The 13,793-nt window shown below is 66.2% G+C and carries 11 protein-coding genes; 3 read left to right on the forward strand and 8 right to left on the reverse strand.

Translation table 11 applies throughout. The features are described 5' to 3' along the window. Window positions 1-154: 154 nt before the first annotated feature. The 6 genes from EYW47_RS34405 to EYW47_RS34430 all read right to left on the reverse strand — a co-directional run bounded on the left by EYW47_RS34405 (window position 155) and on the right by EYW47_RS34430 (window position 8,854). Window positions 155-1,708, reverse strand: coding sequence for an efflux transporter outer membrane subunit (locus tag EYW47_RS34405; RefSeq protein WP_133199313.1), 1,554 nt, complete (start codon window positions 1,706-1,708; stop codon window positions 155-157). 40 nt (window positions 1,709-1,748) lie between these two features. After that, complete coding sequence (locus EYW47_RS34410) at window positions 1,749-3,044, reverse strand: efflux RND transporter periplasmic adaptor subunit (protein WP_165976754.1); 1,296 nt, start codon at window positions 3,042-3,044, stop codon at window positions 1,749-1,751. Continuing rightward, window positions 3,034-6,312, reverse strand: coding sequence for an efflux RND transporter permease subunit (locus EYW47_RS34415; RefSeq protein ID WP_133199274.1), 3,279 nt, complete (start codon window positions 6,310-6,312; stop codon window positions 3,034-3,036). Before EYW47_RS34415 ends, EYW47_RS34410 begins: the two co-directional genes overlap by 11 nt. Window positions 6,313-6,558: 246 nt before the next feature. Then, a complete protein-coding gene (locus EYW47_RS34420) occupies window positions 6,559-7,233 on the reverse strand; it encodes a response regulator transcription factor (RefSeq protein WP_133199275.1) in 675 nt (224 codons plus the stop codon). A gap of 74 nt (window positions 7,234-7,307) precedes the next feature. Then, on the reverse strand, window positions 7,308-8,255 hold the full coding sequence (locus tag EYW47_RS34425) for a LysR family transcriptional regulator (RefSeq protein ID WP_133199276.1): 948 nt from the start codon (window positions 8,253-8,255) through the stop codon (window positions 7,308-7,310). Window positions 8,256-8,461: 206 nt separating this feature from the next. Next, the gene (locus EYW47_RS34430) at window positions 8,462-8,854 is read right to left on the reverse strand and encodes a hypothetical protein (RefSeq protein WP_133199277.1); all 393 of its coding nucleotides are present in this window, start codon (window positions 8,852-8,854) and stop codon (window positions 8,462-8,464) included. An 83-nt stretch (window positions 8,855-8,937) separates the two neighbouring features. Between EYW47_RS34430 and EYW47_RS34435 the strand changes: the two genes are divergently transcribed. Together EYW47_RS34435 and EYW47_RS34440 are read left to right on the forward strand one after the other, a co-directional pair. Beyond that, on the forward strand, window positions 8,938-9,165 hold the full coding sequence (locus EYW47_RS34435; protein ID WP_133199278.1) for a hypothetical protein: 228 nt from the start codon (window positions 8,938-8,940) through the stop codon (window positions 9,163-9,165). A gap of 221 nt (window positions 9,166-9,386) precedes the next feature. Further along, complete coding sequence (locus tag EYW47_RS34440) at window positions 9,387-10,496, forward strand: HPP family protein (protein WP_133199279.1); 1,110 nt, start codon at window positions 9,387-9,389, stop codon at window positions 10,494-10,496. 28 nt (window positions 10,497-10,524) lie between these two features. On the opposite strand, the gene EYW47_RS34445 is transcribed toward EYW47_RS34440, so the two are convergent. Both EYW47_RS34445 and EYW47_RS34450 read right to left on the reverse strand, forming a co-directional pair. After that, on the reverse strand, window positions 10,525-11,520 hold the full coding sequence (locus EYW47_RS34445; protein ID WP_133199280.1) for an alpha/beta fold hydrolase: 996 nt from the start codon (window positions 11,518-11,520) through the stop codon (window positions 10,525-10,527). A gap of 105 nt (window positions 11,521-11,625) precedes the next feature. Further along, window positions 11,626-12,627, reverse strand: coding sequence for an alpha/beta hydrolase family protein (locus tag EYW47_RS34450; protein ID WP_133199281.1), 1,002 nt, complete (start codon window positions 12,625-12,627; stop codon window positions 11,626-11,628). A 152-nt stretch (window positions 12,628-12,779) separates the two neighbouring features. On the opposite strand from EYW47_RS34450, the gene EYW47_RS34455 reads away from it, so the two are divergent. Then, complete coding sequence (locus EYW47_RS34455) at window positions 12,780-13,712, forward strand: LysR substrate-binding domain-containing protein (protein WP_133199282.1); 933 nt, start codon at window positions 12,780-12,782, stop codon at window positions 13,710-13,712. Window positions 13,713-13,793: the final 81 nt, after the last annotated feature.

Below are 13,793 nucleotides of genomic sequence, written 5' to 3' on the forward strand. Positions count from 1 at the left end.
GCTTCCTTGCATGACCCTGCGATGACACGGAGGCCGCAAGCCTGGCCTCCGAAAATACGCGCGATAAAAAAACGGCGCCCGACGCACGCACGTTGAGTGTGTCGGGCGCCGTGCCGGACGAGTCAGGCGCGCCAACGTGGCGCTGAAAGTCACCCTATGACGTAGCCGCTGCCGTCGCTTTTGAGGTTGCCGCAGCCGCATCCGTGTCCGCCTTCGACGCTGCGGTCGCTGCGGTCGCTGCGGTCGCTGGCGTCGCTGCCGAGCTTCCTGTGGCCTTTGTAGCCGATGCCGTGTCGTCGCCAAGCTGTTGCGTGCTCCAGCCGCCCCCAATCGCCTGAATGAGGCCCACGGTGGCATCCAGACGCCGCGTGTCCAGTTCGAGCGACGATATCTGCGTGGAGAGCTCGGTGGTCTGCGCCGTCACCACGTCGAGATAGCTGACCACGCCGTCGCGATACTGCGACATCGAGAGCGTGAGCGTGCGCTGCGCCGCCGTGAGCGCCTCGTCCTCGCGCTGCGCCTCGTCGCCCAGGTGATGCAGGAGCGCGAGGTTGTCCTCCACTTGCTGGAACGCGTTGAGCACGGTGGCCTTGTAGTCGGCGCCATTCTCGGCGAGCTTCGCGCGCGCGCCGCGCACGATCGCCTCGCGGCGGCCCCCGTCGAAGATCGTCATCATCAGTTCGGGACCGATCGACCACATCTCGTTGGGCGCGGCGATCCACGGCGAGAACGTGTCGCTCTGGAAGCCGCCATCGAGACCCAGCGAGAGATCCGGGAAGAACGCCGCCTTCGCCACGCCGATTTCCGCGTTGGCGGCGGCCACGCGGCGCTCGGCGGCGGCGATGTCGGGACGCCGCTGCAGCAGCGTGGAGGGCAGCCCCGCCGGCAGGTTCGGCAGATGCGGGCGGATCGTGTCGGGCGCGACGTTGAACTGCGAGGCGGGCACGCCGATGAGCGTGGCGATTGCGTGCTCGTAGAGCGCGCGGCGCGCGCTCACGTCGTCGTAAGAGGCCTGTGCGGCGGCGAGCTGGTTCTGTGCGCGCGAGACGTCGAGCGACGAAGCGATGCCGCCGCGATGGCGGCTCTCGGTCAGGTCGAGCGCGCGCTTGTAGGTGGAGATCGTATCGGTCAACAGTTTGGATTGCTGATCGAGTCCGAGCAGATTGAACCAGGTGGTCGCGAGCTTCGCCTGCAGGCTCAGTTGCAGCGAGGCGAGGTCGGCTTCGCTCGCTACGCTCGACGCCTCGTTCGCCTTCACTTCGTTGCGGACCTTGCCCCACAGGTCGAGGTCGTAGCCGATCCCCACATCGAGCGTGTTCGAGTCGTACACGTTGGGCTGACCCGCGCCGCGCAACGGACGCAGCGCCGATTGCCGCTCGCGCTCGACCTGGGCGTCGAGGCCCACGGTGGGCAACAGCGCGGAGCGGGCCCGCGCGGTGAGCGCATCGGCTTCGTCGTGACGCGCGAGCGCGGCGGCGACGTTTGGATTGGCTTTGGCCACCTGCGGCTCGAGCTGGTCGAGCACCGGATCCTTGAACGCTTTCCACCAGCCGTCGCGCGGCAACTGGTCGGCCGGACGCGCGAGCTGCCAGTCGCCGGCCTCCTTGAAGTGCGTGGGGATGGCCGCGGCCGGCACGTGATACGTGGGCGTGAACGAGCAGGCGTTGAGCAGCATGGCGGTGGCGATCGCCGTGAGGCTTACGCGCATACGCCACCGCCCGCCCACGCGTGAACGCTGGTTAAGCCGCTTAACCATGCGCATGCTCCGCGTTTTGCGCGGGACTGGCCGAGGCCGTCTTCGTCGCCGCGTGTGTGGGCGCGCCGGTGGCGGCGCTTGCGGACGTGCTGGCGGACGCATTGGCCACCGCTGCGCGAGGCGAGTTCGTCGCGGCGGTGGCCGCGAGCCGGATCACATCGCCGTTCGTGAGCGAGTCGGGCGGATTGTCGATCACGGGCTCGCCCACTTTCAGGCCTTCGGTGATTTCCACGCGCGTGCCGAGATCGGTGCCGATCGTCACGTCGTGTAACTGCACGCGATGGTCGGGACCGGCCACCGCGACCTGCATGCCGTGCGAGCGGAAGATCAGCGCGCTCGCGGGCACGAAGAGCGCGTGTGCGTCGCCGGGCATGTCGAGATGCACCTCCGTGTATTCGCCCGGGAACAGCAGCCCCGCCTTGTTGTCGACGGCAAGCTGCACGAGCATCGTGCCAGAGGCCTGCGAAATCGACTGGTCGGTGTCCACGAGCTTCGCGTCGAAGGTCATGCCGGGCCGCTCGGGCACCGTGAGCGTGGCGTGCATGCCGGGCTTGATCGAGGCGGCGTCGCTTTGCGGCACGCTCACGTAGACGCGCAACTGGCTCGCGTCGGAAACCGTGAAGAGCTCGGGGCCGCTGCCGCTGCCTGCATCGATGAGCGCGCCCACGTCGGTCTTGCGCGCCGTGACCACGCCGTCGAACGGCGCAGTGAGGCGCTTGAACGATTCGAGCGCTTCGAGGCGGCGCACGTTCGCCTCGTTGGCCTCCATGGTCGCCTGCTTGGCGATCAGGTCGGAGGTCTTTTCGTCGGCATCCTGCTGCGAGACCGAGTCCTGCTTGAGCATCTCGGTCCAGCGCTTCGCGGTGGTGGCCGCGAGCTTCTCGTTGGCAATCGAGTTCTGCAGATCGGCGCGCGCCTGCTGCAATTGCTGGTCGAGATCGGGCGTGTCGATCACGGCGAGTAGCTGGCCCGCTTTCACGTGCGTGCCGATATCGGCATACCACGCATGCAGATAGCCGGAGACGCGCGCGTAGATCGGTGCATTGATATAGGCGGCGAGGTGCCCCGGCAGCACGAGCGGCTGCGAGGCCGGCGTGGGCTCGGGCATGACCGTGGCGACGGTGGGCACGGCCTGGGCGTCGGTCCAGGACGTGAGCTCCTGGTGCGCGTGCACGCGGCTGAAGAGACCGCCGGAGACGATGCCGGTGGCGACCAGCAGCGCCACGGCGGCGACGGCCTTCAGGTGGCGAAGCGCTTGCGGCGGGGCGATGTCGACTTCAGTAGACATGGGATTCTTCCTCAAGGGCAAGTTGATCCGGATGATGGGAATCGCTGGGCGTGGCATGGCCGTCGGCGTCGTCTTGACCGCCACGGCCATCGCGGCGATGCACGAGGCTGAACACCACGGGCACGAACAGGAGCGTGGCGCAGGTCGCGCAGATCAGGCCGCCGATCACGGCGCGGCCAAGCGGGGCGTTCTGCTCGCCGCCGTCGCCGAGACCGAGCGCCATCGGCGCCATGCCGATGATCATGGCGAGCGCGGTCATGAGCACCGGGCGAAAGCGCGTGAAGCCCGCTTCGAGCGCGGCGCGCATGGCGTCGCCCGTGGCGGCGAGGCGCTCTCTCGCGAACGACACCACCAGAATGGCGTTCGCGGTGGCCACGCCCATGCAGAGAATCGCGCCGGTGAGCGCTGGCACCGAGAGCGGCGTGTGCGTGGTGAACAGCATCCACACGATGCCCGCGAGCGCGGCGGGCAGCGCGCAGACGATCACGAACGCATCGGCCCACGAATGGAAGTTCACGACGATCAGCAGATAGATGAGTAGCACCGCACCCGCGAGACCGAGCAGCAGGCCCGTGAACGCGGTATTCATGGTCTGCACCTGGCCGCGCATCGTGACCGTGGAGCCCTTGGGCACGTCCTTCGCGGTGGCGTGGATGGCTTTCTGGATCTGTGAGGAGACCGAACCGAGGTCGGCGCCTTGCGTGGTTGCGTAGATGTCGAACAGCGGCTCGATGTTGTAGTGCGAGATCACGGCGTCGCTCACGCCGCGCGTGATGGTGGCGATGCCGCCGAGAATCTGCGAGGCGCCGCTCTTGTCCGTGACCGGCAGATTCTCCAGGTCGGAGAGCGTGGACATGCGGTACTGCGGTGTCTCGGCGACGATCGGATACGACACGCCGTTCTTCGGATTGAGCCAGAACGTGGGCGACACCTGGCTCGTGCCCGAGAGCGTGGCCACGACGGAGTTCGTGACGTCCTGCTCGGTGATACCGAGCTCGTCGGCGCGCGAGCGGTCCACGGCCACGGAAAACTGCGGATATGTCGAGGCCTGCTGGATACGCGCGTCGGCAACGCCCGGGATCTTGCTCACGCGGTGCAGCAACTCGTTGGCGTACTGCTTGTTCGCGCGCATGTTCGGGCCGCTCACCTGGACGTCGATGGGCGCGGGCGCGCCGAAGTTCAGGATCTGGCTCACGATGTCCGCGGGCAGGAACGAGAACGTCGTGCCAGGGAACAGACGCGGCAACTGCGTGCGCAGTGCCTTCACGTATTGCGCCGTGGGCGCGTGGTCCTTGGCGAGCGAAATCATGATGTCGCCGTCTTGCGGCCCGATCGTGCCGCTGTTGTTGTACGTGAGGTTGATGCCGCTATTGGGCAGGCCGATGTTGTCGATGATGCTCGTGAGCTGATCGGCGGGAATCGCCTCGCGCACGGTGTCTTCGATATGGTCGAACAGATCGGCGGTATCCTCCACGCGCGTGCCGATGGGCGCGCGCACATGAATCTCGATCTCGCCCGAATCGATATTCGGGAAGAAGTTGCGGCCGAGGAAGGGCACGAGCGCGAACGATGCCATCACGATCACGAGGAAGCCCACAATGAAGCGTTTGCGATGCGTGAGCGCGAGGCCGAGGACGGCGCGATAGCCGGCCCGCACGCGCTCGAAGCGCGCCTCAAAGCCGCGCTGAAAGCGCACGAGCGGATTGCGCGAACGCACGATGCGATCGTGCGCGCCGTGCGGCGCCATCAGTGCGGCCAGCTCGCCCGACGCATGCCCTTGCGAGGCGTGCGGCTTGAGCAGGTAGCCCGCCATCATCGGCACGAAGGTGCGCGAGAGAACGAACGAGGCGATCATCGCGAAGATCACGGCCTCGGCCATCGGCACGAACAGGAAGCGCGCGATGCCGTCGAGCAGCAGCATCGGCACGAACACGATGCAGATACAGAGCAGCGAGACCAGCGCGGGCATGACGATCTGCGCGGCGCCGTCGAGAATCGCGCTTCTTACGTCCTTGCCCTGTTCGAGGTGCCAGTTGATGTTCTCGATGGTGACGGTCGCATCGTCGACGAGAATGCCCACCGCGAGCGCTAGTCCGCCCAGCGTCATCACATTCAGGGTCTCTCCGCACGCGGCAAGTCCCGCAATGGCGGCGAGCACGGCGAGCGGAATCGAAGCCGCGATGATGAGCGTCGAGCGCCAGCTGCCGAGAAACAGCAGGATCATGGCCGAGGTGAGCGCGGCGGCGATGATGCCTTCGCGCGCGACGCCGCTCACGGCCGCTTTCACGAACACCGATTGATCGGAGAGCGGCACGAGCTTCAGGCTCGGCGGCAGCGACTGTTCGATGAGCGGCAGCTTCGCCTTCACGCCCGAGACGATGTCGAGCGTGGAGGCCGAGCCGTTCTTGAGGATCGACATCAGCACGGCGCGATGGCCGTCCACGCGCACGATGTTCGTTTGCGGCGGATTGCCGTCGCGCACGTGGGCGACGTCGCGCATGTAGATCACCGCGCCGTTCACGGTCTTGATCGGCAAGTCGTTGATCGCCTCGATCGTGAGCGGGCTGTTGTTCAGCGTGATGTTGTACTCGAAGCGGCCGATTTTCTGCGTGCCCGCCGGAATGATCTGGTTCTGCTGCGCGAGCGCGTCCGCGACGTCTTGCGGCGAGAGCTTCTTCGCCTGCAGCGCCTGCGGGTCGAGGTCGATCTGCACCTCGCGCACCTTGCCGCCATATGGCGTGGGGATGGCCACGCCCGGCACCGAAAGCAGTTGCGGACGGATGAAGTTGGCTGCGTAGTCGTCAAGCTGCTGCTCGTTGAGCTTGTTGCTCGTGAACGCAAGCTGCAGCACCGGCACCGTGGACGCGTTGTAGTTGAGGATCTGCGGCGGCGTGGTGCCGGGCGGCATCTGCTTGAGCACGGTCTGCGAGACCGAGGTCACCTGCGCCGTGGCCGTGCGGATATCCACGTCCGGCTGGAAGAAGATCTTCACGATGCCGTAGCCGCGGAACGATTGTGACTCGATGTGGGCAACGTCGTTGACGGTCGTGCCGAGCGTGCGCTCGTAATAGGTGACGATACGGCCCGACATGTCGTCGGGCGAAAGATTCGCGTAGTTCCAGACGACGCTGATAACGGGAATGCGGATATCCGGAAAGATATCGGTGGGCGTGCGCAACGCAGCGAGCGGGCCCGCGATCAGGATCAGGAGGGCCAGCACGATGAACGTGTACGGACGGTTCAAGGCCAGCCGGACGATTTTCAACATCAGAAGGGGCTCCGTTCAGAACATCGGCGCCGGTTCCCGCGGCGTACTGGTGCGCCGGCGTGGCGCGAAAAAGCCTGAAAAGTACGGGAGAACATTCGGGAAGCCGACGCCGGTATTGTGGCCGGCGCGGTGTAACGTCCAGCAACCAGGCAAATGAAACAAGTTTTAGTCTGAGGCGGAATTTTTTAACAAAAAGGACTACGAAGTTACAAAGAGGCAACTTTGTCTGCAAACGCCGCGAATGCGTCAGCCGAGCAGGTAGCCTGAACCACGTATCGTGCGGATCAGCGAGGGTTGGCCCGGTGTATCGACGCGGTTGCGCAGGCGTCCAACGTGCACGTCCACGAGATTGGTGCCGGGGTCGAATCGGCCGCCCCAGACACCTTCGAAGATCATCGTGCGGGTGAGCACCTGGCCCGCGTGGCGCATCATGAATTCGAGCACGCGCAACTCGGTGGGCCGCAGCCGCAGGACCGTGTCGCGGCAGGTGAGTTTGCGCTTGACGAGGTCGAGTTCGAGCGGCCCCACGCGCAGGACGGTTTCCGCAGCCATGGGACGCGTGCGGCGCCGCACGAGCGCCTCGACGCGTGCCGACATCTCGTCGATGGAAAAGGGCCGCGTGAGATAGTCGTCGCAGCCCGCGCGCAGGCCCTGGATGCGTTCTTCCACGCCCGTGGTCGAGCTCATGACGATCACCGGCGTTTCGATGCCCACGCCGCGCATGGTGGTGACGATGGTGAGGCCGTCGAGATCGGGCAGGCGCCGCTCGAGCGCGACGACGTCGTAGTCGCCGGCCATCACCATGGCGATGCCTTCGCGGCCGGAGCGGGCAACGTCCACGGTAAAGCCGGTCGAGGCGAGCGTGGGGACGACGCTTTGCTCCGTGGCGGCGTCGTCTTCGATGGTCAGTATTCTGGGCATGGCCTTCCAGGTGTCTTGACGGTGAAACAGAGAGCTAGCGGGTCACGCGACATGCGGGTTCTGCGAAATGCGCGTCATGCGACCGCTCGCAGTGCGACCGGCGCACTGTGTGCGCCGTTGACTGCATGGGCGGAATGCGTGCGGAACTGTTCGACGGCGAAGTCGATGAAGCTGCGCACTTTCATCGTGAGGTAGTTGCGGCCCGAATACACGATCGAGACGTGCTGCATGCCGCCGTTCACGTCGAACGTGTTGAGCACGGGCAGCAAGGTGCCGCGCGCGATGTCGTCGGCCACGAGCGGCAGCGGCAGGAGCGCGACGCCCATGTCGGCGAGCGCCGCGGCGCGCACGGTGGCGTAGCCGCTCGCGGTGAGCGGGCCGTTGGCGCTCACGCGCTGCAGGCCTTCGGCGTTGGCGAATTCCCAGCTGCGCGGCGAGTCGGAGACGGCGAGCAAATCGTGCTGCGCGAGATCGGCGGGCGTGCGCGGCACGCCTTTGCGCGCGAGATAGCCGGGCGCGGCCACGACGATCTCCTTCACCGAGGTGAGCTTGCGGCTCACGAGCGAAGCGTTCACCTGCTGGCGGTCGGTGGCGAAGGACACGTCGAAGCCGCCTTCGATCATGTCGATATGGCTGTCGTAGGCGGTCACGTCGAAGTCCACGCGCGGGTTCACGTGGCGATACGCGCCCAGCAGCGCGGTGAGTGCGCCGCTCGCGAAAACCGAAGGCGCTGCAATGCGCAGCACGCCGCTCGGGTCTCTCGTGGCGCGCACGAGTTCGGACTCCACTTCGTCGAGCTTCTCGATTACGGCGCGGCAGCCGTCCAGGTAGAGACGGCCCGCTTCGGTCAGCGAAAGGCTGCGCGTGGAGCGGTTCAGGAGGCGCATGTTCAGATGCGCTTCGAGCATGCCTACGCTGCGCGTGACGGCCGCGGCGGACATGCCGAGCTGCTTGCCCGCGAGGCTGAAGCTGCTCAGGTCAACGACGCGCGTGAAGACGCGCATGGCTTGTAGCTGGTTCATGTGACGAGTCCGTGCCGGTGAAGGCAAAAGCTCAGGGCTGCGCGCAAGACGCCCTGAATGGAAGGGACGAGCGGGCGCGGCGCACGCTTCTCGCGTGACGCACTGGCCCGCTCCGCGCTTCTCGCGCGAGCCTGGATTCACGAGTCAGGCGCGGGTTGCACGCCCAGCGCCGGGTGCCGACGCTTCAAGTGGTCGGGTTCGGTGGCCTAGTTTGGCAACGCGTGCACCGGCAGGTGGTGCGCCTCGCGTTTCGCGGCGGCTTCGTGCGCGCTCAACGCCTCTTTGAGGCGGTGCATGCTATCGGTGGGAATGGCGAAGCCGGCCCAGCCGAGGCCGGTATGGCGCAGGAATACCACCGCGCCGTCGAACAGCGGATTGCGTTCGGTGTACCAGCACGGGTCGATTTCGAGCACATATTGATGGGTGCGCAGGGGCTGCTCGGGCACGGCGGGGCGCATGGTTGCGCGCAGCTTGGCGAGCTCTTCGATGAGAGCGTCCACCTCGGCCGCATCGAGCAGTGCGGCGTGGCCGTCGACGTTCACGCGCACCGCGTGCTCGCCGTATTCGTTGATGAGTTCGACCGACATCGGCTTGTGCATATTGCGTTCCTCGCAATGCTGAAACTGGAGGGAATTATCGGTTCTGGATCGGCATTGGAGTTTTAAGTTGGCGCTCACTCAACATGAAAACTAATTTAGGAAATCGCGAGGCGCGTGTGCAGTTGAGTGACAAGCTGCGAGGAAGAGCTTCTGTAACAGGCCAGGCGCATGCGTTGTTTCATGACATCGATGTCATGTGTTGTTGCCATGCGCCGCCTGGAATGCCCGTGGCTGACAAATGGATTGCATTGTCGGGGTTGCGTGACTCGCCGCCAGTTATTGCTAGAACGGTCGAGAATGCAATGAAATAAGGAATACGAAAGAAAATTCCGAGGCCGAGATGCCTTACACAAGGGAAGGCCGCCACATAAAGATGCATACAGAATGAATTATATGTGAGCGAAGAATTCTCAATTGTTGTTATTGGAAGCGCTTGGGTAACCTCAACGGACGCAAATCGCCTGAGGCGCCGCGCGGGCTCTGCTGCAAGGGCTCGCGCGGCGCGCAGCCCACTCCAGACGCGCCGACGCCCATGCCCCGCTTCGCGCTCCACGACTGGCTGACGAATTTCATCCCGCACCCCGGCGCGCCCGAGTGGCGCGAGCGCGTGCGCCGCGCCGGGGGCGCTTTACTCGGCATCGCGTTCACGGGGATCGCCACGCATTTGCTGTTCGGCAGCGCGGGCGACATCCCGATGCTCGTCGCGCCCATGGGCGCCTCGGCCGTGCTGTTGTTCGGCGCATCCGAGAGCCCGCTCGCGCAGCCGTGGTCCATCGTAGGGGGGAACCTCGTTTCGGCGCTGGTCGGCGTGGCCTGCGCGCAGTGGATCGCAACGCCGGTGCTCTCCGCCGCCGTGGCGGTCGCGCTGGCGATCAGCGCGATGTTCCTGTGCCGCTGCGTGCATCCGCCTTCGGGCGCCGTCGCGCTGACCGCCGTGCTCGGCGGCCCGGCGGTGCATGCGCTCGGCTTTCGCTTCGTGGCCGTGCCCATCGTGTTCCAGTCGTTTGCCTTGCTGAGCGCGGCGCTTGTCTTCCACGCGCTCACAGGGCACCGGTATCCGCGCGCTGTGTGGCGATCGGCGGCGCCGGAGAATGCCGCGGCGAGTGCATTGGGCGCGCCGATGCGGCCAGCGCAACAGTCGAATGCGGCTGACGAGCCGCAGCGCCTGCCGTTCGATGCGCTCACGTGCGAGGAATTCATGTCGAGCGCGGATCACGCCGTGCCGCTGACGATGGGCAGGCACGCCGCATGGGAGACGCTGCGCCGTCACGGCGTTCATGCGTTGCCGGTGGTGGATGACGCGCATCGCCTCGTGGGCACGGTGACGCATCACGATCTGGCAAATGGGAGGAGTGCGGGGCTCGCGCGCAGGTTATGGCGCGTTCTGCGACGCAAGACCGCGCAAGCGGATGAGACAGTCGAAGCCGTCATGGCATCGGGTGTTCAGGCGGTGCACCGTGCCACGCCGCTCGCACACCTCGCATCGATCTTTGCCGATCACGCGTGCTACGAAATACCGGTCCTCGACGATGCACGGCGGCTGATCGGTGTGGTGAAGCACTCGGACATGATCCGCTGGCTTCATCAGCACGCGGGCGCCGCATACGCGGATGCTGCCCGGCCGCTAGCCGCTGAGAGCTGAAAGTGCCGTAGCGCGATTCAAGGCCGATTCAAGCGATCTCGCGCTGCACAGCCGGATCGCCGAAGAACTCGAGCAGCAACGCGTTCACTTCGTCCGGCCGCTCCTGCTGAATCCAGTGCCCGGCCTCGGGTATGAGCACCTTCCTCGTGAGATGCGGCACGTTGGTCTCCAGACGCTCGTACGCCTTCGCCGTCATGTGAATGACGCCGTCGACTTCGCCCGCGACGAACAGCGTAGGTTGCAGGATGCGCGCGCCGTCGAGAAATGGCGTGAGCGCCCAGTTGCGGTCGAGATTGCGATACCAGTCGATCGTGCCGCGAAACCCGCTCTTCGTGAACTGTGAGGCAAAAACGTCGAGGTCGTCTGCACCCAGCCAGCCCGGCAGCGTGTCGGGATACGCGAGGCTGTCGACGAAGCGCGCATTTTTGTCGAAGCCGATGAAACCCCGGTGCCGATGTTCGGGATGACGCCGGCTTTCACCCGCCGCCGTGTAGTAGATGCCGAGCAGCGAGCGGCGGATGTCCTCCTCGAGTTCGCGCTCGACGCGGCCCGGCTGCTGGAAGTACTCCTGATAAAAGTGCTTGTCGACGGCGCTCGTCTGCAGGTGCACGGCCGGGCGAATGCGCCCGCGCGGCAAGTAAGGCACGCTGAGGAGCGCCAGCGCGCGGAACAGGTCGGGCCGCAGCAGCGCGGCCGTGGCCGCGACGATCGAGCCCCAGTCGTGGCCGACGAGAATCGCCTGGGTTTCGCCGAGCGCGTTGACGAGTCCGACCAGGTCGCCCGTCAGGTTGGCGATGTCGTACGACGCCGTTTCGAGCGGCGCCTCCGTGTCCGCGTAGCCGCGCTGATCGGGGGCGACCACGCGGTAGCCGGCGGCGGCGATCGCTTCGATCTGATGGCGCCATGAGTACCAGGACTCCGGCCAGCCATGACAGAGCAGCACGAGCGGCCCCTCGCCATACTCGACGTAGTGCATGCGAATGCCATTGGTGTAGGCGTAGCGGTGCTCGAATGAGGCGTTCATAGGGTCCTCGCGGGGCGCTGAATCGTCGTGAGCCGGTGATTTGCGAGTATAGGCGGATCAGGCACGCCGGGTCGCCTCGCGGCCCGCGCGTGTTGGGTCAGTTCTTCAGTCAAGCGCGCCGTGCGAAGAAACGATAGCGCCGGGTGTCGCCGGCGCGAGTTGGCCCGTGCGCAGCCATCCGAGAGCGATGGGCCACAAGTCGGCTTCGAAACGGCTGTGAAAGAACGCGAAATGGCCGATGCTTTCGACGCCGACCGCCGCGGGCGTGATCCGCAAATGGATGGTGTCGCTACGGGTGAAATAGCCGAGCAGCCGCTCGACGGCGGCAACCGTGCCGAACGCGTCGTCGGTCACGCTGGTAGCGAGGATCGGGGCACGCAGCGCCGCGAAGCGGCTCGCGAGCGCTTGCCGTTGTGCCTGCCCGCGCGCGATGGGCGAATGCCGATACGTATCCTCGAAGCGTGCGCGGCTGCGGCTCCACGCAAGCGCGACGCCGCGCGGCGTGTCCTCCATCCAGCCCAGCCGGCCGGCGGGAAAGTAGCCGTAGAGTCTCGTTAGCGCGGGCATGACCACGTGCCATTTCCAGAGCATCGCGGGCCTGCTGCGCCGCGCGTAGTCGCGCCAGTGCGCATATTGGGCCCCCATTGTGAACACGCGGCGGATCAGGGTGTTCGACGGCGCGAGCCCGATCACGAAGCCGCCGATGCTGTGCCCCACCACATCGATCGGTTGGCCCGAGAAGGCCCGGTGCGCGTAACGCAGCACCGCCTCGAAATCGCGCTCGCCCCAGTCGAGCCAACTGGCTTCGAGCGCCGCGAGATTCGCGGGCCGCGATTCGCCGATGCCGCGATAGTCGTAGACGATCGCGTCCCAACCGTGCCGATGCAGCCAGGCGGCAAAGCGGAAATAGTAGCGGCAGCGTACCGAGGTCGCCGCGTTGATGATCACGACGGGGCGCGGCGCGCCGTGAGCAAGTGGCTCGCGATGGCGCCAGACGAAGCCGCCCAGGCGATAGCCGTCGTCGGCCGTTAGCGCGACCGGCTGGGGCTGCGATGCGTCGATGTCCTTGTCGGCCGTCGAACTTTCTTCGGAGGTGTGCGTATGCATATCTCTTGTGCGGTTGCGCCCCACGCAGGGGTCGCGAGTCACTCACGTGATGGCTCGCCTGACGCCGCGCGTGAGGACTCTGCACTGCATTTCACTTGACCTCGGCGATGGGCTCAATCAATCTTCTTGCATCGTTCGCATGAGGAGGGCGCATGTCAGTCCCGCTCGTCAAGCTTCCGTCGCTCGACTTCATTCGCGGCTTCGTCGCGGTCGGGCGCCGCATGAGCATCACGCTCGCCGCCGATGACCTGTGTCTTACGCAGTCCGCAGTCAGCCGCCAGATCAACGCGCTTGAAACGATGCTGGGCGTGCGTCTGCTCAATCGCGGCTACCGTGCGATCTCGTTTACGCCCGAAGGCGAGCGTCTCTTTCGCGCCGCCGAAGGCGCAGTCCAGCAACTGCAGGACGTGGTGGACGCGCTGATGCAACCCCGCGCACGCCAGCCCGTGACGATTACGGCGAGCCTCGGCGTGGCGGGTCTGTGGCTGCTGCCGCGCCTGGGCGCCCTGCAGCAGCGGCACCCCGACATCGACCTGCGGGTAGCCGCGACGGACAAGGTGCTCGACCTGCGCGCCGAAGGCATCGATCTCGCGCTGCGCTACGCGAGCGCGAGCGGCGCGCCGCCCATGGCCCACCGGCTCTATGAGGAATTCGTCGTCCCTGTGGCGCATCCGTCGCTCAGCGTCGCGACGCTCGACGCCGCCACGCTTGCGCGTCACGTGCTGCTCGAGTTCGACGGCCCGCGCCGCCCGATGCTGCGCTGGCCCGATCATCTGCACGAACTCGGCCTCGACGAGCAGCATGCGCGCGGCGTGTTGAGCTTCAACCACTACGACCAGGTGATCCAGGCGGCGCTCGCGGGGAGAGGCATCGCACTCGGCCGCCTCGCACTCGTCGGGCCCATGTTGGCGGATGGCCGGCTCGTCGCGGTCGGTTCGAGGGGGCCGCTGCGCCCGACCGGTTACGCCTACTGGCTGTGTCAGGCCGATGAAGCGCCGCGTGCGGACGTGGCCGCGGTCGTCGAATGGATGCTGGACGAAGCACGCTCGGGCGCCGCCGACACGGCTTCGTCCGTTATGGCCTGAGCCCACCGGGGCGCCGCTGATGGTAGCTCGCATGCGTGTGGCGCATGCGAAGTCCGCCAAAAACTCACTTGAGCGTTGCGG

It is taken from the genome of Paraburkholderia silviterrae (assembly GCF_004353915.1).
Classification (GTDB): domain Bacteria; phylum Pseudomonadota; class Gammaproteobacteria; order Burkholderiales; family Burkholderiaceae; genus Paraburkholderia; species Paraburkholderia silviterrae.

What these genes read in the sequence shown, in the direction of transcription:
- EYW47_RS34415 (WP_133199274.1), bottom strand. Translation starts at nt 6,312, where the DNA reads ATGTTGAAAATCGTCCGGCTGGCCTTGAACCGTCCGTACACGTTCATC.
- EYW47_RS34405 (WP_133199313.1), bottom strand. Translation starts at nt 1,708, where the DNA reads ATGCGCGTAAGCCTCACGGCGATCGCCACCGCCATGCTGCTCAACGCC.
- EYW47_RS34410 (WP_165976754.1), bottom strand. Translation starts at nt 3,044, where the DNA reads ATGTCTACTGAAGTCGACATCGCCCCGCCGCAAGCGCTTCGCCACCTG.
- EYW47_RS34455 (WP_133199282.1), top strand. Translation starts at nt 12,780, where the DNA reads ATGTCAGTCCCGCTCGTCAAGCTTCCGTCGCTCGACTTCATTCGCGGC.
- EYW47_RS34430 (WP_133199277.1), bottom strand. Translation starts at nt 8,854, where the DNA reads ATGCACAAGCCGATGTCGGTCGAACTCATCAACGAATACGGCGAGCAC.
- EYW47_RS34440 (WP_133199279.1), top strand. Translation starts at nt 9,387, where the DNA reads ATGCCCCGCTTCGCGCTCCACGACTGGCTGACGAATTTCATCCCGCAC.
- EYW47_RS34450 (WP_133199281.1), bottom strand. Translation starts at nt 12,627, where the DNA reads ATGCATACGCACACCTCCGAAGAAAGTTCGACGGCCGACAAGGACATC.
- EYW47_RS34420 (WP_133199275.1), bottom strand. Translation starts at nt 7,233, where the DNA reads ATGCCCAGAATACTGACCATCGAAGACGACGCCGCCACGGAGCAAAGC.
- EYW47_RS34435 (WP_133199278.1), top strand. Translation starts at nt 8,938, where the DNA reads ATGAAAACTAATTTAGGAAATCGCGAGGCGCGTGTGCAGTTGAGTGAC.
- EYW47_RS34425 (WP_133199276.1), bottom strand. Translation starts at nt 8,255, where the DNA reads ATGAACCAGCTACAAGCCATGCGCGTCTTCACGCGCGTCGTTGACCTG.
- EYW47_RS34445 (WP_133199280.1), bottom strand. Translation starts at nt 11,520, where the DNA reads ATGAACGCCTCATTCGAGCACCGCTACGCCTACACCAATGGCATTCGC.